The organism is Paraburkholderia steynii (genome assembly GCF_900100565.1).
Taxonomy (GTDB): Bacteria; Pseudomonadota; Gammaproteobacteria; order Burkholderiales; family Burkholderiaceae; genus Paraburkholderia; species Paraburkholderia terrae.
Genome location: NZ_FNDI01000008.1, coordinates 260,476 through 278,882, shown reverse-complemented (window position 1 = coordinate 278,882; position 18,407 = coordinate 260,476). Strand labels below are relative to the sequence as shown.

Genomic DNA, 18,407 nt, shown 5'->3' with positions numbered 1-18,407 from the left:
CTTCAAGTCCTTTTATGGTAAGGATTTCAGCGGGTTTTGCCGATTCGTCCGTTCGGCATAGGGAGAACACCAAGATACGACTTGTTAGGCAACTTCAGCCGCCGCGCAGGCCCTGAATATTCACGTACAGCGAATACAGGCCGTGGCTCGCGGCCATGAACAGGCGGTTGCGATGCCTGCCGCCAAAGCACACGTTCGCGCAGCGCTCCGGCAACGCGATATGCCCGAGCGCTTCGCCTTGCGGCGAGAACACGCGCACGCCGTCGAGTTCGTCGGTGCCCATGCCCCAGCCGCACCACAGGTTGCCGTGGATATCGATTCGAAAACCATCCGGCGTGCCGTCCTGCGCGTCGATCAGCACGCGGTTGTTCGCAAGCGTCCGCCCGTCGCCGGCCACATCGAATGCGCGGATCGTGCGCGGCTGGGAGCGCGATTCGACGATGTACAGCACGGATTCATCCGGCGAGAACGCGAGGCCGTTCGGGCCGATCACTTCGTCGCAGACCATCGTCACTTCGCCCGTCTGCCCGTCCACGCGATACACGTTTTGCGGCAGCTCCGGCTCCTGCTTCTCGCCTTCATAGAAGCTGTCGATGCCGAACGATGGATCGGTAAACCAGACCGAGCCATCCGACTTCACGACGACGTCGTTCGGCGAATTGAAGCGCTTGCCCTGGTAACGGTCCGCGATCACGGTGATCGAGCCGTCGTATTCGGTGCGCGTGACGCGTCGCGTCAGATGCTCGCAGGTGACGAGCCGTCCTTCTCGGTCTCGGGTATTGCCGTTCGCGTTATTCGACGGCCGGCGAAACGGCGTCACCGCACCCGTCTCCTCGTCCCAGCGCAGGATGCGGTTATTCGGAATGTCGCTCCACAGCACGTAGCGGCCATCGCCGAACCAAACGGGTCCCTCGGACCAACGTGCGCCCTGAAACAGGCATTCGACGGAAGCCGAGGTGAGGCGCAATGCATCGAAGCGGGGATCGAAACTACGAATGGAGGGATCGGGATAGCGGCGCTGGTTCGGGTGATTGAGTTCGGTCATGGCGCTGTCAGAGCAACGCCGGGCATCGAATCGATCGATGCCCGGCGTTCGTGGTGGTTGCTGGTTATAGGTGATGATGCTGCTTGAAACGCTGTCGCGACTCAACGCAAGCCGTCACGCCTGCGCCGGCTTGCCGTCGCGCAAACGCCAGAGCTTCAGCGGATTGTCGTCGTGCAGCGATTGCGGCAACAGTTCGGCGGGCAGGTCCTGGTAGCAGACGGGACGCAGGAAACGCTCGATCGCCGTCGCGCCGACCGAGGTCGCGCGCGGATCGGACGTCGCCGGGAACGGGCCGCCATGCACCATCGCGTACGACACTTCGACGCCCGTCGGGAAGCCATTCGCCAGGATGCGGCCGGCCTTGCGCTCGAGCGTCGGCAGCAGGCGTCGCGCGATGTCGTAGTCTTCGGGTTCGATCTGCAGTGTTGCTGTGAGCTGGCCTTCGAGGTATTCGGCCACCTTCACCATTTCCTCTATGTCAGCGCACGTGACGATCAGCGAAGTCGGCCCAAAAATCTCGTCTTCGAGTTCCGCGGATGTGAGGAACTGTATCGCCGACGTCTGGAACAGCGCGGGCAGCGCGGCGCAAGTCGCATCCGATGACGTGCCGCGCGCAATACTCTGCACGCCGCGCTGCTCGGTGCGATGCGTAATGCCACCCTGATACGCGCTGGCGATGCCCGGCGTGAGCATCGTCTGCGCACTCTTTTGCGCGAGTGCCTTTGCCGCGGCGTCGATAAATATCTGCTTGTTCGGTCCGTCGAGAAGCAGCACGAGACCGGGATTCGTGCAGAACTGTCCGACGCCGAGCGTCACCGATTCGATAAAGCCGGTCGCGATCTGATCCGCGCGTTTCGCAAGCGCGCCGGGCAGCACGAAGAACGGGTTGATGCTGCTCATCTCGGCAAATACGGGAATCGGCTCGCGGCGCTTCTGCGCAAGATTCAACAGCGCAAGGCCGCCGGCGCGCGAACCTGTGAAGCCGACCGACTTGATCGCCGGATGCTGGACGAGCGCTTCGCCGATCTCATTGCCCGCGCCGACCACGAGCGAGAACACGCCTTCATGCAGCCCACAATCGGCGACCGATTTCTGAATGGCACGGCCAACCAGTTCAGACGTACCGAGGTGCGCCGGGTGCGCCTTCACGACAACCGGGCAACCCGCCGCGAGCGCCGATGCCGTATCGCCGCCCGCTACGGAAAACGCGAGCGGAAAATTACTCGCTCCGAACACGCCGACGGGACCAACGGGAATCTTCTGCAAGCGCAAGTCGGGACGCGGCAGCGGCTTGCGATCTGGCTGAGCGGAGTCGAGCGTCGCGGTGAGCCAGCGGCCCTCGCGCACCAGCGATGCGAACAGCTTGAGCTGCCCGACGGTACGCGCCCGTTCGCCTTCGAGCCGCGCCTTCGGTAACGCGGATTCGGCCTGCGCGCGCTCGATCAATGCGTCGCCGAGCCCGAGGATGTTCTCGGCAATGGTCTCGAGGAAATGCGCGCGAATTTCGAGCGACGTCTGACGGTACGAGTCGAACGCGAGCGCAGCCAGCGTGCATGCACGATCCACCTCGACCGCGCCGCCCGCACCGAACTCGGGTTCGATTTCCATGTTGCGCGCCGGGTCGAACGCGCGCAGCGTGCCCTTGGTGCCGCGCACCTCGGACCCGCCGATCAGCATGTCTCCGGTAATTTGCATGTCCTGCTCCTGTCGATGGCTGCGCGGCAGGAACGCATGTCGCGTCGCGCGGCCGGAAATCCAAATAGTGCGACGTCAAGAATGGGCGGACGTTTCCGCGAGACGGCGCTCGAAGTCGAGCAAAGCCAGCGTCGCAACTTCGATCTTCGCATGATGTTCAGGCGGCGTCGAACGCAACAGCAGCAGGATCTGCCCTATGTCCGCGAGCGTCGACAACGTGACCACGTCGTCCAGCACGCGTATCAGCGAAATGTCTTCGCGCAGGGTTTCGAGCGGTATGAGCGCGTGTCAGTCACCCACTCCTGATATCACCTTTGCCGCCTTTACGCTTTGCAACAGCCGGCACAGGTAGTCGTCGCGCGAAGGATCGTCGCGCACGATCGCGTACTGCACAGCAACGAATGTGCCGCGATCCACGAGCCGTGCGAGCGTGGCGTGTCGGCGAACGATCGGAGACACGTTCATGGAGGCGGCTCGCGGCAAAGACGATCACCTGGCCAAGTTAGCATCGCCACACCAATGTTGTCAAACAACCTTGGACGCACCGATCTTACAATGCAACACGCATGAGCATAGTTTCATCATATGAATACAGGCCTTGCGTGCTGCGCTGCAGATCAAACTTTTAATAATTTTGGTATGACAACGAGTGAAAAAGCAGACTGGTTTGAATCAAACGTTTCGTAATCTCTTCCGATTTTCGGGATCGAACCGTATTTAATACCGATTCAAAACCGCGCAAAACCCTACTAAATAGTTGTTTATTCAGATGGCTGTCAGGCACGGCAGGAGCGGATTTGCGGCATTTGCTGCAGAATTGCGTCAATGCAATTAAATGTCGGTTGGCATGAAGCCCGATTTTTAGCCATAAATGAAACAGGCAAGAAATTCTCTATCGTTAATTCGCATTATCCTGCGAATATAGTGATAGATTGATGCGCAACAAGACCCATGAGTAACCGCAGCATCGGCATGGCCATAGCCCCCTCCGCTGCGAACCTCGAGAGATAGCACCTTGCCGCAACACTTTATTGAACAGATGTCGCCGTTGCTGGAAGCGGAGAACGACGTCAGCTGGTTCCGCGAAGTCGCCCGACTGGCAGACGGCTGGGGCTTCGACCGCGTGCTGGTCGGCATACTTCCGCGGCCGGGCATGCGGCTGGAAGACGCGTTCATCCGTAGCACGTACTCGCCGTCGTGGCGGCAGTTCTACAACGACCAGGGGTTTGCGCACATCGACCCGACGGTCGCGCATTGCATGACGAAGTCGTCACCACTGATCTGGTCGCCGGATCTGTTCGAATCGAATCCGGCCCAAACCATGTATGAGGAGGCGCGCGCGTACGGCTTGCGCGCCGGCGTGAGCCTGCCTATCCACGGGCCGAGACAGGAATCGGGACTGATCTGTTTCGTCAACGACCATAACCCGACCGACGACTTCTGGCGTCATCTCGACGTCGTGCTGCCCAATCTGGTGCTGTTGCGCGATCTCGTGATTGACACGAGCCAGCCTCACCTGAATGCGCACACGCAGGCGTTAGTACCGAAGCTCACGCCGCGGGAACAGGAATGCCTGAAATGGACCGCACGCGGTAAGTCCACCTGGGAAATTTCGCACATTCTTAATTGCTCGGAAGCCGTGGTGAACTTCCACCTTAAGAACATTCGCACGAAATTCGGCGTGAACTCACGGCGCGCGGCGGCCGTAATTGCAACGCAACTCGGCCTTATTGATCCAGGTTGATGAGTTCACGCGCTTCCGGGTTGTGGAGCACCTTCTCCGCCCTGCCCAGATCGCCGTCCGTGACCGTCTTGGTGAAGTAGAGGCCCAGCAGGATCGAGACGGGTGCCGGAATTTCAGCGCCCGATTCGAAGCGGCTGCCGCGCGACTGGGTTACGCCAAAGCGCGCCCAGAATTGACGTTGGCTCTCTTTCTTTTTCTTGCGGTACGCGATGATCAGCACGCGGTCCACACCAGTCGAAGTATCCGCGCCGCGGCTCTGCACGGTCGGTTGAACGTTTGCGTGAACGCCCGCTTGCCAATGATTCTGAAGTTCCATGATGTTTTTTCCCTGTGTTGGCCCTCATCTCAATTTTGTAATCATCAGACGGACTGAGCACCTATCCAGGTGAATAGGTGTTTTTTTTATCCGAAATGCATACGGTTTCCTGCGTACCGCGACCAACGTAAGGAGCACACCATGCATACGGCGATTCGGATTGGCACACGGCAAGAGTTCGACAACAACCACATCAACGAGATGTACCGGCTGCGCGCCCGCGTCTTTCGGGACCGCATGGGATGGGACGTTCCGACCATCGCCGGGATGGAGATCGACGGCTACGACGCGCTCGGGCCGTACTACATGCTCATTCAGGACGCCGACCGCGCCGTGCGCGGCTGCTGGCGGCTGATGCCGACGGAAGGCCCGAACATGCTGAAGGACACCTTCCCGCAGTTGCTCGACGGCCACGACGCGCCAATCGGACGGCATATATGGGAACTGAGCCGCTTTGCTATCGAAACGGATGGAGAGCAAACGTTTGGCTTTGCAGATTTGACGATGCACGCGATCCACGAACTGGTGACTTTCGCGGACCGGATGGGTATTACGCGCTATGTGACCGTCACGACGACGTCGATCGAGCGGCTGCTGCGGCGCACGGGTATCGAGGTGACGCGGTTGGGGCCGCCCGTGAGAATCGGCGTCGAACGCACGATCGCGCTCGACATCACCGTCGACGCGATTCGCGCGGCCGTCTGCAAACCGATGCCCGTGGCGGCTTGAGTTTGAGCCTGAGCGGGGACTAGCTGCGCCGGAACGTGATGTGCGAGATCCGGCGCACGAGCAGCGCCGCCGCCAGCGCGGCGCAGCCCGTCAGCACGACGCCGATGTGGATCGACTGCACCAGCACGTGACGCGCGGCGTCGAACAGCGCCGGCCCTTCGAGGCCGGCGCGTTTCAGCTCGATCAGCAGCGAGTCGCGCAGGTTTTCGTCGACGAGAATGCGCGGGTCGGCGAGCTTCGGCCGCCACGCCGACGCGACGGTTTCGCCGAGCACGCGTAGCGACTCTTCCACGCCGGACGCATAGCGCCGGTTCACGATCGTCGCGACGATGCTGGTGCCGAGCATGCCGCCCACCATGCGCGTCGATTGCAGCAGCGCCGTCGTGATGCCGAAGCGCTCGCGGCCGGCAATCTCCTGCCCGAACACGTTCAGGTTGTTGAGGATGAAACCGAGGCCAATGCCGACGGCCGCCATCGACAGTTCGAGATAGAGATGCGGCGTCGCGGGCGTGGCGAGCGCGATACCCACCGACGCGGCCACCAGCAGACTGAAGCCGATCGTCAGAATCGCCGTCGGGCGCTTCATGTGAATCACGATACGCGTGTTGATCATGCTGCCGAGGGCAATGCACGCGGCAATCGGCGTCGCGAGCAGGCCGGCCTGCTGCGGCGAGAGCCCGAAACCGCCTTGCAGCAGCAGCGGCGCGAAAAAGATCAGCGAGAACATCACGAAGCCCGACAGCACCGAGAGCGTGAAAAGTGTCACAAGCTGCGGGTCCTTGAACAGATCGAGCGGCACGATCGGGTGCGTCGCGCGGCGCTCGCAGACCAGCAGCGCCGCCGTACCCGCGATAACCGACGCGGCGAGAATCAGGTTGCCCGTGGTCAGGCCATCCTTCGGCACGGCTTCGATGAAAGTCTGAAGTCCGCCGAGCACCAGCGCGACGAGCGCGGCGCCCGCCCAGTCGATCCGCACGTCGCCCGTACGCTCGCGCCGGTAGTACGGCAGATGCGCCCAGATGAAGTACAGCGCGAGCGCGCCGACGGGCAGATTGACGAGGAACGTCGAGCGCCAGCCGAATTGCTCGCTGAGCCAGCCGCCCAGCGACGGCCCTGCCGCCGTGCCGATTCCGTATGCGGCCGCCAGCACCACCTGCCATCGCACTCGCGTGCGCGGGTCGGGAAAGAGATCGGGAATCGACGCGAACGCGGTGCCGACCATCATCCCGCCGCCCACGCCTTGCAGGCCGCGCGCGAACACCAGAAACGGCATGCTGGAAGCGAGGCCGCACAGTGCCGACGCCACGGTAAAGACGATCACGGCCGTGATCACGAAATACTTGCGGCCGAAGTAGTCGCCGAGACGCCCGAACACGGGCACGGTGACCACGGATGCAAGCAGATAGGCGCTCGCAATCCACGCGTAATACTCAAAACCATGCAGTTCGACGACGATCGACGGCAATGCCGTGCTGACGACCGTCTGGTCGAGCGCGACCAGCATGTTGACGAGACCGATGCCAAGCATGGCCAGCAGTGCGTCGCGAAAAACCAGGGGACGGGAAGGATTCACTTCTTTGCGATGCGGCGCAGCACGCGCCGCATTTTCAGATCAGGGGGAGAGGGAACAGGGCCGCAAGCACAACGCAACGGCCCGGCAAGGCGGAAAAAGTCAGGAGCCGAACATCCGGTCGCGCGCATGCTCGAGATGCAGGCGCATCGCCTGACCGGCCGCGGCTGCGTCCTTGCTGCGGATCGCGTCGAGCACGGCCAGGTGCTCGGCCTGCACGAGCCGCTGGCGTTCGAGCGTCTTCACCAGCGACAGGTTGCGCGACAGATTCATGCTGAACACGATCTGCTCTTCGATGAACGACATCATCGTGATGAAGAACTGGTTCTTCGACGCCCGCGCAACCGCGAGGTGAAACGCGAAGTCGTCCTTCGCGCCGATGCCCTGCGTTTCGATCACGCGCTCCAGTTCGTCCCATGCGTGCTGGATCGCGGCGATGTCGTCGGCTTCGGCCATTTGCGCGGCCAGCTCGGCAGCGCCCGACTCCGTCACGATGCGAAAGTCGTAGCAGCGGCGAATGTCGGAGAGCGTCTCCAGCGGCGCGAAACGGCGCACGTCGGGGTCCGGACGGCGCGCGACCGTCGTGCCCGAGCCGTGCCGCGTCACGATGATGCCGTCCGCGCGCAGCCTCGCGAGCGCCTCGCGCACTGTCGGCCGCGACGTCTCGAAGCGTTCCGCGAGGGCATGCTCGGTCGGCAGGCGTTCGCCTTCCTTGTATTCGCCTTCGAGAATGCGGTTCAGGATGTCGCCGTAGATCTTGTCCGGCAGACCTGTCGATTTGCGCTCGTTCATCGTCGAGAGAAGCGGCTTGTCAGAGTAGATTTGAATTGTAAGGCAAATAACGCGGGCTACCGGGCGAAATAACGGCTCATTCCAGCCAGAAGACGCGTGGTAGCACGCACGCCGCCAGTATGACCGACCTCGCGTCAGACGGCAAAATTTGACAAATGTTTGATTGACATCTGCATTCCCGCCGACCAAAGCACGCCCTTTTCGTCGATCATTTATGCTGCAAGCGCAATCCGGACCCATTCATACCGCTTTCACGGGGCCCGCGCAGGCGGAACACGGCGGCGCGACGCTCTCCACGACACGGAGGCTTCATGTACACACGCATCCTTGTTGCCGTCGACGGCAGCAACACGTCGCGCCGCGCGTTCGACGGCGCCCTGAATCTGGCCAGCAAACTGGGCGCGACGCTGCGCGCGTTCTACGCGGTCGAAAACACGCCGATGTACTTCGACGCGCCCGGCTACGATCCGTCCATCTTGCGCAACCGGCTCGTCGAGCAGGGCAAGGAACTGACGGCCGAACTGTCGGCGGCGATGCGCGCGCAGGGGGTATCGGGCGATATCGCGGTGGGCGAGGCGTCGTCGCTCGACGACGTGCCAACGCTCGTGCTGCGCGCCGCCGCCGATTTCAACGCCGACCTGATCATCATGGGCACGCATGGCCGGCGCGGCATGCAGCGGCTGATTCTGGGCAGCGTAGCCGAGCGCTGCGTGCGTCAATCGACGCTACCCGTGCTGCTGATTCCGTCCGCTGCGGGCGGCGGCGAAGCTGAGGAAGAAGCCAAGGCCTGAGCGTCGCGCGCGAAACGAAGCCTGACGCCGCTCAACAACGCGATCGCTTGCGACGCGTCATTTTGCCGCCTGGTTGCGCGCGCATCGAGTGGGACAATCGGTTGTCACCCTTTTTAACGCCGGTTGGTCCCATGCTCAATCCCATCGCAGTTACCGCCGCTGTCGCCCCTGCCCGCGCTGTCCGCCGCAGCCCCGCCTCCTCCACGCAGCGCGCCGTGCGCAGCGCCGCACGCTGTTCGTCGTGCGCGATGCGGCATCTGTGCATGCCGCAAGGCGTGGCCGCCAATGAAATGCCGCAACTCGAAGCGCTGATCTGCTCGGCGCGCCCGGTGCGTCGCGGCGAGGCGCTCTATCGTGCGGGCGATTCGTTCGACAGTCTGTACGCCGTGCGCTCGGGCTCGCTGAAGACGGTGATGGCGCATCGCGATGGCCGCGAGCAGGTCACAGGCTTGAGGATCGCGGGCGAAGCGCTCGGCCTCGACGGCATCAGCAGCGACCAGCACGCGTGCAGCGCCGTCGCGCTCGAAGACAGCTCGGTGTGCATCATCCCTTACGCGGCGCTCAAGCATCTGTGCCGCGAGATCAGTTCGATGCAGGAGCGGCTGCACAAGCTGATGGGCGAGCAGATCGTGCGCGAGGCCGCGCAGATGATGGTGCTCGGCTCGTTGAGCGCCGACGAGCGTGTCGCCGCGTTTCTGCTCGATATCTCCGAGCGCAATGCGCAGCGCGGTTATTCGTCGGCGGAATTCAATCTGCGGATGACGCGCGAAGACATGGGCAGCTACCTCGGCATGACGCTCGAAACGGTGAGCCGCACCCTGTCAAGATTTCAAAAGCGCGGACTGATCGACGCACAAGGCCGCCTCATTCATATCGTCGATCCCGAAGGCTTACGCCAGGTCGGCGCCTCGCCGAACGCCTGATCCGCCAGGGTCCGCCGCGCGGCTTCGTCTCGCACGACGCCCGCGCGCATCCGCCTGGCACGTCTCCTGCGCCTGCGGTACAGTTCAAGATTATTCTTCTCGGCGAGAGTCGGGTCTTCGGCACCCCGCACTCGTCTCGTGCAAAGATGCTTGCTGTCCCCACGAGGAGACCCGGCGAATGAACCGCGACCCCGCACCGCACCACCCGCTGGCCGAACGTCTCATCGACGCGCGCCGCGTGACCGACGCCCTGTTCTCGGTTGTCAAACCCGAATACCTCTATGACCGGCCGATCCGCGAGCGCCACCGGATCGTGTTCTACATCGGCCATCTCGAAGCCTTCGACCGCAATCTCTTCGACGAACGCCTGTGCCCGCTGCCCGCGTTCGCGCCGGATCTCGACAGGCTGTTCGCGTTCGGCATCGATCCCGTCGACGGCGGCTTTCCAACCGATCAACCTTCCGATTGGCCTTCGATCGACGCCGTGCGCGACTATGCGAACAAGGCGCGCGCGCAGATCGACAGTCGTCTCGCCGCTTACGAGTTCGGCCGCGGCGGCATGGCAACGGGCTCGCCCGAGCAGCTCATGCATGTCGCCATCGAACACCGCTTGATGCACGCGGAAACGCTCGCGTACATGCTGCATCAGTTGCCGCTGGAGATGAAGGCCGCGGCGCCGGGCGTCACGTCCGCCGCGCAATACGCGCGCAACATCGAAGCGTCGCCGATGGTACGTGTGCCGGCCGGTGAAGCCGTGCTTGGCATGAAGAAGGAAGATGGCCGCTTCGGCTGGGACAACGAATTCGGCGAGCAGCGCGTGCAGGTCGAAGCGTTCGAGATCGACCGCTATATGGTGACCAACGCGCAATTCCGCGAGTTCATCGACGCAGGCGGCTATCGCAATCGCGCTTACTGGAACGACAAGGACTGGGCGTGGAAGGAAGCCGAGGGCGTCGCGCATCCCGTGACGTGGTCGCAGAATGCTAACGGCCAGTGGACCCTGCGCACGATGTTCGAAGATATCGCGCTGCCGCCCGATTGGCCCGCCTACGTGAGCCATGCGGAAGCGAGCGCGTACGCGCGCTGGGCCGGCAAGGCGTTGCCCACGGAAGCACAGTGGCAGCGCGCTGCGCAAGGCGTGCCGAATGCACCATCGGGCAACTACGATTTCCGCAGCTGGGACCCGCAAGCCGTCGATGCGTCGCCGGACAATGTCAGCGCGTTTGGCGTCGAAGGCCAGTTCGGCAATGGCTGGGAATGGACCTCGTCGTTATTTGACGCGCTGCCGGGCTTCGAGGCGTTTCCGTTCTATCTCGGCTATTCGGCCAATTTCTACGACGGACAGCATTACGTGTTGAAGGGCGGTTCGGCTCGCACCGCGCAATGCATGATCCGGCCGACTTTCCGCAACTGGTTTCAGCCGCGGTATCAGCATGTGTATGCGGGGTTCAGGTGCGTCAGGGCTTCTGACAGATAAAGCATAAGTTGGCGAACACGCCCGGATGTCTAGCGCATCCGGGAGACCGCCTTCAGAATGGAATCACCATCGCTTGTGACATGAGCACGTGGGCGTCCTGAAGCGAGGTTTTCCAATGAGATGAGTTGGCGCTGCAGGAGCGTGTCGAGCTCGGCGCGGCCCAGTTCGATCTGATCCGGCGCATCCTTGATGAGCATCAAGGTGGCGAATTCGTGTGGACTCAACATACCGTCTCCTCGATTGAGTCTGTCTGCGCAGGGCAGCATTCCTTACCCTCTCCGCCCGGCGAAATAAACGACGTCGGCTCGCTGACACGCAGCAAGCCGACTGCCAGTTCAACTACGCTCCTTTAGTGGTTCATCTGCTGGATGCCCGCCACTCGCCACGCCTGGTCGCCCTGTGCGTTCCTGACGATGTTCCAGATCTCCTGGAACGGCTGGGCCGTCGGTGCGTCGTCCTCCCGCATTTGACCGTAAAAGCGAACGCTGACCAGTGTTTCATTCGCGTTGCTTTCCGTGCCCAGCACCTCGGCATCGAGCTGCGTGACTTCCGTCACGCTCGGCTCGCGGCCCCGGGCTTCCAGATCCATCTTGAGTTGCCTGAACATGTCCGGCGTCGTCAGCTCGAACAGGTCACCCTGCTCGTTCCTGTCCCACGCGCCTTGGAGACGCATGAACAGGGTCTTTGCCGATACCAGAAAGGCCGCCTGATCGGCCCCGAGCGCAAGTCCCGGTGCCTGCACAGCGCCTGCAGCGCCCATCGAGCCCATCGCTGCGCGCGGCCAGCCCGTGGGCGTCGCTTCAGGCCGCGCTTGCCCGATCTGATTGAGAAACTGTGAGCCGTTCGTTTGCTGCCGGTTCGCGGCACCATGTCCATAAGCCAGATCCGGACGACGCCGGTTGGCGATAAAGCGGAACAGCATCACGCCGGCGAAAACCACCAGCCCGATGAGCAGCGCATTCGACAGCATTTGCGCGAGCCCTTCACCCAGCCCAAACGACGACAGCAACGCCGCAATGCCAAGGCCGGCGGCGAGGCCGGCGAGCGGGCCCATCCAGCGGTTACCTGCCGCGGCAGCAGGCGCCTGCGTTGCCTGTTGCGCCGGCTGGGCTTGCTGGCGTTGTTGAGTCTGCCCAGACGGCGACGCCGACTGCGACTGGCGCCCGATGCTTTGACTGCCGCCCACCCGCTTCGCCTCGGCATCATTCGACGCCACCGCGCCGAGGGCAAGCAGTCCCGCCAGACCGAGCGCTGCCGTCCCGCGCGTTACCGCACCGGCAGCACGTCGAAGGTGATTGACGAATTGCATGAACATAAAAAACCTCTTTTGGTAAGTCCGGGGGCTGCCCGGATCGCGCTCTTCATAGTCGCGCGGAAAACATTACGAACAGTAATATTATTGGGTCGTCAAACGCGCGGCTGTTGGGCCTGCAAACCGTTATGGCCGACGTGAAAACTGTTGCCGTGGATGTAATGCTCCAGTTGCCGGATCGTGTGTTCCTGCTCGGTAATCAGATTCTTGATCAGGTCGCCGATCGACACCATCCCGATCACCTGCCCCGCCGTAATCACGGGCAGATAACGAATCCGATGCTCGGTCATGATCGCCATGCATTCGTCGGTTGTGTGCTGAGGGCTGACATGGCGCACCTCTGTCGACATGATGTCCCGCACCGGCGTATTCCTTGATGAGCGGTCCATCAGAACGATTTTCCGCGCGTAATCCCGCTCCGTGACGATACCGGCCAGGCGTCCTTCGTTTGCGACGATCAGTGCTCCCACCTGCCGGTGCGCCATGATCGCGATCGCGTCGTAGACGGATGCGGACGCGTGGGTGGACCACACTGTCTGGGAATCTTTTGAACGAAGAAATTGCGCAACCGATGCCATATGTCACCTCTGTCAGTAGTCGTTAGCCGCTCACCGGCGTCCAGGTGCGAGGCTTCAATCTAACCGAACCCGAGTGAACATAAAATTCGTATTTTTGTTGCCAATACTTCGAAAAAACCGTAGCGTTGACTGACCAATGGAGGAGGCGTGAACTTCAAGCATCTGCATTACTTTTGGGTGGCAGCGCACGCGGGAGGGATCGTCCGCGCTGGCGAGCAGTTGCACATCTCGCCGCAAACGCTCAGCGGCCAGATCAAACTGCTCGAAGAAGCACTGGATAAAAAACTGTTCAGAAAGAGCGGGCGCACGCTCGAATTGACGGATGCTGGCCGGCTGGTGCTCGACTACGCGGACGAAATATTCTCGCTGGGCTCGGAACTCGAGAGCGCGATGCGGCGCGAGAGCGAATCCGGCGCACAAATGCGGTTTCGGGTCGGGATCGCGGATTCAGTTCCGAAGGCAATTGCGTACCGGCTGCTGGAACCCGCGCTGGGCGCGCCCGTGTCGCTGCGCATGATCTGTCACGAAGGCAAGCTGCATGCGCTGCTCGCGCAACTGGCCGTGCATCGCCTCGACCTGATCATCGCGGATGCCCCCATTCCCGCCGACGTCAACATCAAGGCGTTCAATCACCGGCTCGGCCGTTCGACGCTGAGCTGCTTCGGCGCGGAGACGCTGGTCCAAACCGCCAGGAAACGCTTCCCGTTGTCGCTCGGTCAGTTGCCGGTGCTGCTGCCCGGCACGGAATCCGCCGTGCGCCGCAAGCTGGATCACTGGCTGGCGTCACATGCCATTTCGCCGCGCATCGTCGGCGAATTCGACGACGGGGCGATGACCATGGCGTTCGGCCGCGAGGGCCGCGGCCTGCTGTTTGCGCCAACCGCGCTGGAGAGCCAGTTACAGGCAGAGCACAAGCTGACGATGGTGGGGCAGATCAACACCATCGTCGAAGAGTTCTTCGCGATCTCGATTGAGCGCCGCATCAGTCATCCGGCTGTCGCGATGATCATGGACGCGGCGCGAAGCGAGTTGTTCAATGGTTAGCCCTTCTGCAGGCCCTGAACGACTTCGGAACCGCTGACTCTAAAGATCAGGGCCCTTCGGCCTCACGTATGAGCCTCTGCGTATTGAACCCATAGAAAACGGACTCAGCGCTATTTGTCCATGCCTCGTTGCGTCGTCGCCAGTCGTTCGAACTGGACTCGAGGCGAGGAGTACGCAAATGATCAAGCTCGTTCGTTTTCTGGTCGCTGCCGCGCTCGGCGCGGGGCATCTATGGACCGCCGGTGATATATGGACCGCGCCCCTGGCCCGGATACTATCGTTATCCTTATTGGTACGGCGGATATCGAGGCTATTACGGCCGCGGCTACTATGGCCCTGGCTACTACTACAGACGCGGTTACTACGGGTATCGCGGCTGGCGCCACTAGATGCGCCGCGAGCGCAACGCTCACTGCGCCTCGCCACCGGCCATCGACTGAATGATGGTTGCGAGCTGCCTGCTCATCGGCAGGTCGAGGCTGGTGCCCGAGGGCAGGCGGCGCAAGAACCAGCGCTTGTACTGGCGATCGATTTCTCCATCCGCCGCAAGCTCCTGGAAAGTATCCCTCACCACTTGCGCGAGCTGCGGGTCGTCCCTGCGGAACATGATGCCGTACGGGTCATAGGACAGATAATCGCCGACAACGCGGAACTCGCCGCCCGCACGGGCATGCTCCGCGATCAAGCCATACAGCAGCACGTCATCGGTGGCGAAGGCGTCGGCCTTTCCGTCGGCCACCTGCGCGAAGCCCTGCGCGTGGTCAGGCACCACCTGCAATTGAATCCCGAGCCTGAATTTCGCGTCCAGATCGCGCAGCGCCTTCTCGTTCGTGGTGCCGGCCGTCACCGCGACCTTCCTGCCAGCGAGGTCGCGGAATGAGCCGATGGGCGAACCCTTCTTGACCATCACCTTGGTGCCGGCCACGAAAATGATCGGCGAGAAGGCCACCCGTTTCTGGCGCTCCACGTTGCTGGTCGTGGAGCCGCATTCCAGATCGACCCGGCCGCTGACCACCGCGTCAATGCGGTTCTCGGGCGTGACAGGCACCCACTGGATGGTCAGGGTCCGGTTGACCGCGTCCCCGATCGCCGACACGAGTGCCTTGCACAGCTCGATCGAATAGCCGATTGGCTCGTTGCGCACGTTCAGATACGAAAACGGCACCGACGACTCGCGGTAGCCCAGCGCGATGGTGCCCGACTCCCGCACCTTGGACAGCGTGCCCGTCAGCGCGACGGGTGCAACGCTGTCGGGACCCGGGCGGGATGACTGCGCGTCCTCCTGCGCCCGCACTGCGGCACCGGCAGCCAGCAGCCCCGCGATCGCCAGCATCGACCAGAATCGCCGCGTCTTCATGGCCGCGTCCCCGTCAGCTTTCTGCCGGATGGGCGAGCGTCGCGCCAAGCTCGGCGTCGATGCGCGCCGCGTTGGCCGCGGCGTCGGCTTCTGACAGCAGTTCCCCTTCCCACTTGCCGACCACCGCGCTCGCGATCGAGTTGCCCACCGCGTTCGTCGCCGAACGGCCCATGTCGAGGAACGTATCCACGCCCAGGATCAGCAGCAACCCGGCTTCGGGGATGCCGAACTGGTTGAGCGTGGCGGCGATCACCACCAGCGAAGCGCGCGGCACGCCAGCCATGCCTTTGGACGTCAGCATCAGGATCAGCAGCATCGTCAGCTGCGTACCCAGCGAGAGGTGCATGTTGTACGCCTGGGCGATGAACAGCGTCGCGAACGTGCAATACATCATCGAGCCGTCAAGGTTGAACGAGTACCCCATTGGCATCACGAAGCTGGAAATCTTGCGATTCACGCCGAAACGGTCGAGCGCGTCGAGGATCTTCGGATACGCGGCCTCGGAACTCGCGGTCGCGAAGGAAAGCATGAATGCTTCCTTGATCAGCGCCAGTAGCTTGAACACGCGCGGCCCAAGGAATACGAAACCGGCCGCCGTGAGCACCGCCCACAACAGGAAAAGGCTGAGGTAGAAGTCGCCCATGAAAACCGCGAACTTCAACAGGATGGTCAGCCCGTTGACGGCCACGGTAGCGGCCATCGCCGCCAGCACTGCAAGCGGCGCGAGCTTCATCACGTAGCCGGTGATCTTGAGCATGACGTGCGAGAGCTGGTCGATCGCGGCCACGAGCACCTTGCCCTTCTCGCCCAGCGCGGCGAGCGCGATGCCGAAGAACATCGAGAACACGACGATCTGCAGGATTTCGTTGTTGGCCATCGACTCGGCGAAGGACCTGGGGACCATGTGGCCGACGAAGTCCTTGAGCGTGAACTTGGCAGTGGCCAGGTTCGCCGACGCGCCGATGTCAGGCAGCGGCAAGCCGAGATTCTCGCCGGGCCTGAGCAGATTGGACATCAACAGGCCGAGCAGCAGCGAGACCAGCGAGGCGGTGACGAACCAGCCTAGCGCTTTCGCGAATACGCGTCCGACCGAGGCCGCGTCGCCCATGTGCGCAATGCCGACGACGAGCGTCGAGAAGACGAGCGGGCCGATCACCATCTTGATCAGACGCAGGAACACGTCCGACACCAGCGAGATGTAGCCCGCGATCTCCGTAGCAGCCTTCTTGTCAGGAAAGCTCGTGTAGATCATGTAGCCGATCCCGATGCCCACCAGCATCGCAATCAGAATCCAGATGGCCGCGGCATTTTTTCTGTTCATCTCGAAGCCTCCATTCACCACGTGTATTTGCGGCTGGAAAGGTCGAAACAGGATGCGCCAGGTGTTACCCGGATGCTGTCTACTGGGGGCTGCGCCCACGGTTCGTCGGGCCCGTGAACCCTGGCCCGTCCCGACAGCTTACGGTAGGTCGTCGAATAGTTAGAGTGTAGCCTAGTCGCTCATCCAGAGTCGACGATCTAACGGCGCAGACCTTCATCGCAGGCAAAGGGCGGGCAACGAGGCGCTGTCAACCTGCATCCCCCTCGGTCGACTGCGGCGGAAAGACAACGGCCTGTCTCGGCTGAGTCAGCATCGACGGTTGCAGAATTTCGTCGAGTTGCGCCCGGCTCAGCAAACCCTTCTCGATGACGATCTCGGCGACGCTTCTCCCCGACGCGAGCGCCTCCTGTGCCACCTGCGTCGCATTGGTATAGCCGATATAAGGATTGAGCGCCGTCACGATGCCGATCGAGTTCTCGACGAGCGCGTGAAGCCTGTCACGATTCGCCGTGATCCCGTCGACGCATCTCGAAGCAAGCGTGAGGCATCCCGCGCGCAGGTGTGCAACGCTCTTGAAGAGGCTGTGCGCAATGAGCGGCTCGAACGCATTCAATTGCAGCTGACCGGCTTCTGCCGCAAAGCTCACCGTCACGTCGTTGCCAATGACTTCAAAGGCGATCTGGTTGACGACTTCCGGAATGACGGGATTGACCTTGCCAGGCATGATGCTGGAGCCAGCCTGCACAGGCGGCAGATTGATTTCACCAAAACCCGCGCGCGGACCGCTCGAAAGCAGCCGAAGGTCGTTACACGTCTTGGAGAGTTTGATGGCAACACGCTTGAGTACGCCCGACAACTGGACGAACGAGCCGACGTCTTGTGTCGCCTCGACGAGATTGGGTGACGTGATGACGGGTATGCCCGTGATACTCGCAAGATGCCGGCACGCGAGTGCAGCGTACTCGGGCGACGTGTTGATCCCGGTGCCAATGGCCGTTGCGCCGAGGTTGATCTCGCAGATCAGCTTTGACGCTTCCGTGAGCCGATCTTCGTCTTCTCCAAGCATGACCGCAAAAGTGCTGAACTCCTGACCGAGCGTCATGGGAACAGCGTCCTGCAGTTGCGTTCGCCCCATCTTGAGATCGTCGCGGAATTCCTCAGCCTTGCGTTCGAACGAGTGACGCAAGATACCCATCGCATGGACCAGCTGAACGATCCCCATGTACGTCGCGATCTTCAACGCGGTCGGGTACACGTCATTCGTGCTTTGACCGAGATTGACGTCTTCATTGGGATGCAGCAGCGCGTAGTCGCCGCGCTGGTGGCCAAGATGTTCCAGCGCCAGATTGGCGATCACTTCGTTCGCGTTCATGTTGGTCGACGTGCCCGCGCCGCCCTGAATGACGTCCACCACGAACTGGTCATGCGCCGTACCGTTGCGGATCTCGCGACATGCGTACACGATCGCCTTCATCTTGTGCTCTGCAAGCAGGCCGAGGTCGTGGTTGGCCATGGCTGCCGCCTCTTTCACGCTCGCCAGTGCATTGACGAGATTCGGATATGTCGAGATCGGGATGCCGGTGATCGGAAAATTAACGAGTGCCCGAAGGGTATGCACGCCGTAGTAGGCGTCATTCGGCACAGGGAGGTCGCCGAGAAGATCATGCTCGATGCGTTCATTGGACGTGGACATCGTGTTGCTCCGTTAGCGTG

17 protein-coding genes and 1 pseudogene are annotated in these 18,407 nt (G+C 62.1%); 6 read left to right on the top strand and 12 right to left on the bottom strand.

Annotation, left to right across the window (positions count from 1 at the left end):
- Positions 1-94: 94 nt before the first annotated feature.
- From BLT65_RS17110 to BLT65_RS47895, 3 genes and pseudogenes are all read right to left on the bottom strand, one after another.
- The gene (locus BLT65_RS17110) at positions 95-1,045 is read right to left on the bottom strand and encodes an SMP-30/gluconolactonase/LRE family protein (RefSeq protein ID WP_091779336.1); all 951 of its coding nucleotides are present in this window, start codon (positions 1,043-1,045) and stop codon (positions 95-97) included.
- A gap of 114 nt (positions 1,046-1,159) precedes the next feature.
- Positions 1,160-2,740: an aldehyde dehydrogenase (NADP(+)) gene (locus tag BLT65_RS17105; RefSeq protein ID WP_042315069.1), complete on the bottom strand. Its 1,581-nt coding sequence runs from the start codon at positions 2,738-2,740 to the stop codon at positions 1,160-1,162.
- A gap of 75 nt (positions 2,741-2,815) precedes the next feature.
- Positions 2,816-3,172, bottom strand: a pseudogene (locus BLT65_RS47895) (dihydrodipicolinate synthase family protein); the annotation flags it as partial.
- A gap of 607 nt (positions 3,173-3,779) precedes the next feature.
- Here BLT65_RS47895 and BLT65_RS17095 point away from each other — a divergent pair.
- The gene (locus BLT65_RS17095; protein ID WP_042315067.1) at positions 3,780-4,484 is read left to right on the top strand and encodes a helix-turn-helix transcriptional regulator; all 705 of its coding nucleotides are present in this window, start codon (positions 3,780-3,782) and stop codon (positions 4,482-4,484) included.
- On the opposite strand, the gene BLT65_RS17090 is transcribed toward BLT65_RS17095, so the two are convergent.
- Positions 4,468-4,800: a helix-turn-helix domain-containing protein gene (locus tag BLT65_RS17090; RefSeq protein ID WP_007586630.1), complete on the bottom strand. Its 333-nt coding sequence runs from the start codon at positions 4,798-4,800 to the stop codon at positions 4,468-4,470. The genes BLT65_RS17095 and BLT65_RS17090 overlap by 17 nt on opposite strands.
- 141 nt (positions 4,801-4,941) lie before the next feature.
- Here BLT65_RS17090 and BLT65_RS17085 point away from each other — a divergent pair, with 141 nt between their 5' ends.
- Complete coding sequence (locus BLT65_RS17085; RefSeq protein WP_042315066.1) at positions 4,942-5,529, top strand: acyl-homoserine-lactone synthase; 588 nt, start codon at positions 4,942-4,944, stop codon at positions 5,527-5,529.
- Positions 5,530-5,548: 19 nt separating this feature from the next.
- Here the strand turns inward: BLT65_RS17085 and BLT65_RS17080 are convergent, their stop codons facing one another.
- On the bottom strand, positions 5,549-7,057 hold the full coding sequence (locus BLT65_RS17080; protein WP_042315065.1) for an MFS transporter: 1,509 nt from the start codon (positions 7,055-7,057) through the stop codon (positions 5,549-5,551).
- 144 nt (positions 7,058-7,201) lie between these two features.
- Positions 7,202-7,891, bottom strand: a complete 690-nt coding sequence (locus tag BLT65_RS17075; RefSeq protein WP_036000061.1) for a FadR/GntR family transcriptional regulator — start codon at positions 7,889-7,891, stop codon at positions 7,202-7,204.
- Positions 7,892-8,202: 311 nt separating this feature from the next.
- On the opposite strand from BLT65_RS17075, the gene BLT65_RS17070 reads away from it, so the two are divergent.
- The 3 genes from BLT65_RS17070 to BLT65_RS17060 all read left to right on the top strand — a co-directional run bounded on the left by BLT65_RS17070 (position 8,203) and on the right by BLT65_RS17060 (position 11,082).
- Positions 8,203-8,682, top strand: coding sequence for a universal stress protein (locus tag BLT65_RS17070; RefSeq protein ID WP_042315064.1), 480 nt, complete (start codon positions 8,203-8,205; stop codon positions 8,680-8,682).
- Positions 8,683-8,813: 131 nt separating this feature from the next.
- Positions 8,814-9,605 (top strand): fumarate/nitrate reduction transcriptional regulator Fnr, encoded by a 792-nt coding sequence (fnr, locus tag BLT65_RS17065; RefSeq protein WP_091779335.1) that lies wholly within the window; start codon positions 8,814-8,816, stop codon positions 9,603-9,605.
- 178 nt (positions 9,606-9,783) lie between these two features.
- A complete protein-coding gene (locus tag BLT65_RS17060; RefSeq protein WP_091779334.1) occupies positions 9,784-11,082 on the top strand; it encodes an SUMF1/EgtB/PvdO family nonheme iron enzyme in 1,299 nt (432 codons plus the stop codon).
- Positions 11,083-11,111: 29 nt separating this feature from the next.
- Here the strand turns inward: BLT65_RS17060 and BLT65_RS17055 are convergent, their stop codons facing one another.
- The 3 genes from BLT65_RS17055 to BLT65_RS17045 all read right to left on the bottom strand — a co-directional run bounded on the left by BLT65_RS17055 (position 11,112) and on the right by BLT65_RS17045 (position 12,972).
- The gene (locus tag BLT65_RS17055; RefSeq protein WP_007586642.1) at positions 11,112-11,309 is read right to left on the bottom strand and encodes a hypothetical protein; all 198 of its coding nucleotides are present in this window, start codon (positions 11,307-11,309) and stop codon (positions 11,112-11,114) included.
- Between the two features lie 122 nt (positions 11,310-11,431).
- Complete coding sequence (locus BLT65_RS17050; RefSeq protein ID WP_091779332.1) at positions 11,432-12,397, bottom strand: Tim44 domain-containing protein; 966 nt, start codon at positions 12,395-12,397, stop codon at positions 11,432-11,434.
- 92 nt (positions 12,398-12,489) lie between these two features.
- Positions 12,490-12,972 carry a CBS domain-containing protein gene (locus BLT65_RS17045; protein WP_042315061.1) on the bottom strand — a complete coding sequence of 161 codons (483 nt, stop codon included), beginning with the start codon at positions 12,970-12,972 and terminating at the stop codon, positions 12,490-12,492.
- Positions 12,973-13,119: 147 nt separating this feature from the next.
- Here BLT65_RS17045 and nhaR point away from each other — a divergent pair, with 147 nt between their 5' ends.
- Positions 13,120-14,016 (top strand): transcriptional activator NhaR, encoded by an 897-nt coding sequence (nhaR, locus tag BLT65_RS17040; RefSeq protein ID WP_042315060.1) that lies wholly within the window; start codon positions 13,120-13,122, stop codon positions 14,014-14,016.
- A 409-nt stretch (positions 14,017-14,425) separates the two neighbouring features.
- On the opposite strand, the gene BLT65_RS17030 is transcribed toward nhaR, so the two are convergent.
- From BLT65_RS17030 to aspA, 3 genes are all read right to left on the bottom strand, one after another.
- Positions 14,426-15,373: an amino acid ABC transporter substrate-binding protein gene (locus BLT65_RS17030; protein ID WP_091779330.1), complete on the bottom strand. Its 948-nt coding sequence runs from the start codon at positions 15,371-15,373 to the stop codon at positions 14,426-14,428.
- A gap of 13 nt (positions 15,374-15,386) precedes the next feature.
- Positions 15,387-16,694, bottom strand: a complete 1,308-nt coding sequence (locus BLT65_RS17025; RefSeq protein WP_042315075.1) for a dicarboxylate/amino acid:cation symporter — start codon at positions 16,692-16,694, stop codon at positions 15,387-15,389.
- A 247-nt stretch (positions 16,695-16,941) separates the two neighbouring features.
- Positions 16,942-18,387, bottom strand: coding sequence for an aspartate ammonia-lyase (gene aspA, locus BLT65_RS17020; RefSeq protein ID WP_091779328.1), 1,446 nt, complete (start codon positions 18,385-18,387; stop codon positions 16,942-16,944).
- Between the last annotated feature and the right edge of the window lie 20 nt (positions 18,388-18,407).

What these genes read in the sequence shown, in the direction of transcription:
- BLT65_RS17055 (WP_007586642.1), bottom strand. Translation starts at nt 11,309, where the DNA reads ATGTTGAGTCCACACGAATTCGCCACCTTGATGCTCATCAAGGATGCG.
- aspA (WP_091779328.1), bottom strand. Translation starts at nt 18,387, where the DNA reads ATGTCCACGTCCAATGAACGCATCGAGCATGATCTTCTCGGCGACCTC.
- BLT65_RS17050 (WP_091779332.1), bottom strand. Translation starts at nt 12,397, where the DNA reads ATGTTCATGCAATTCGTCAATCACCTTCGACGTGCTGCCGGTGCGGTA.
- BLT65_RS17060 (WP_091779334.1), top strand. Translation starts at nt 9,784, where the DNA reads ATGAACCGCGACCCCGCACCGCACCACCCGCTGGCCGAACGTCTCATC.
- BLT65_RS17030 (WP_091779330.1), bottom strand. Translation starts at nt 15,373, where the DNA reads ATGAAGACGCGGCGATTCTGGTCGATGCTGGCGATCGCGGGGCTGCTG.
- BLT65_RS17070 (WP_042315064.1), top strand. Translation starts at nt 8,203, where the DNA reads ATGTACACACGCATCCTTGTTGCCGTCGACGGCAGCAACACGTCGCGC.
- BLT65_RS17110 (WP_091779336.1), bottom strand. Translation starts at nt 1,045, where the DNA reads ATGACCGAACTCAATCACCCGAACCAGCGCCGCTATCCCGATCCCTCC.
- BLT65_RS17095 (WP_042315067.1), top strand. Translation starts at nt 3,780, where the DNA reads ATGTCGCCGTTGCTGGAAGCGGAGAACGACGTCAGCTGGTTCCGCGAA.
- BLT65_RS17105 (WP_042315069.1), bottom strand. Translation starts at nt 2,740, where the DNA reads ATGCAAATTACCGGAGACATGCTGATCGGCGGGTCCGAGGTGCGCGGC.
- BLT65_RS17080 (WP_042315065.1), bottom strand. Translation starts at nt 7,057, where the DNA reads ATGCTTGGCATCGGTCTCGTCAACATGCTGGTCGCGCTCGACCAGACG.
- BLT65_RS17085 (WP_042315066.1), top strand. Translation starts at nt 4,942, where the DNA reads ATGCATACGGCGATTCGGATTGGCACACGGCAAGAGTTCGACAACAAC.
- fnr (WP_091779335.1), top strand. Translation starts at nt 8,814, where the DNA reads ATGCTCAATCCCATCGCAGTTACCGCCGCTGTCGCCCCTGCCCGCGCT.
- BLT65_RS17075 (WP_036000061.1), bottom strand. Translation starts at nt 7,891, where the DNA reads ATGAACGAGCGCAAATCGACAGGTCTGCCGGACAAGATCTACGGCGAC.
- BLT65_RS17025 (WP_042315075.1), bottom strand. Translation starts at nt 16,694, where the DNA reads ATGAACAGAAAAAATGCCGCGGCCATCTGGATTCTGATTGCGATGCTG.
- BLT65_RS17045 (WP_042315061.1), bottom strand. Translation starts at nt 12,972, where the DNA reads ATGGCATCGGTTGCGCAATTTCTTCGTTCAAAAGATTCCCAGACAGTG.
- BLT65_RS17090 (WP_007586630.1), bottom strand. Translation starts at nt 4,800, where the DNA reads ATGGAACTTCAGAATCATTGGCAAGCGGGCGTTCACGCAAACGTTCAA.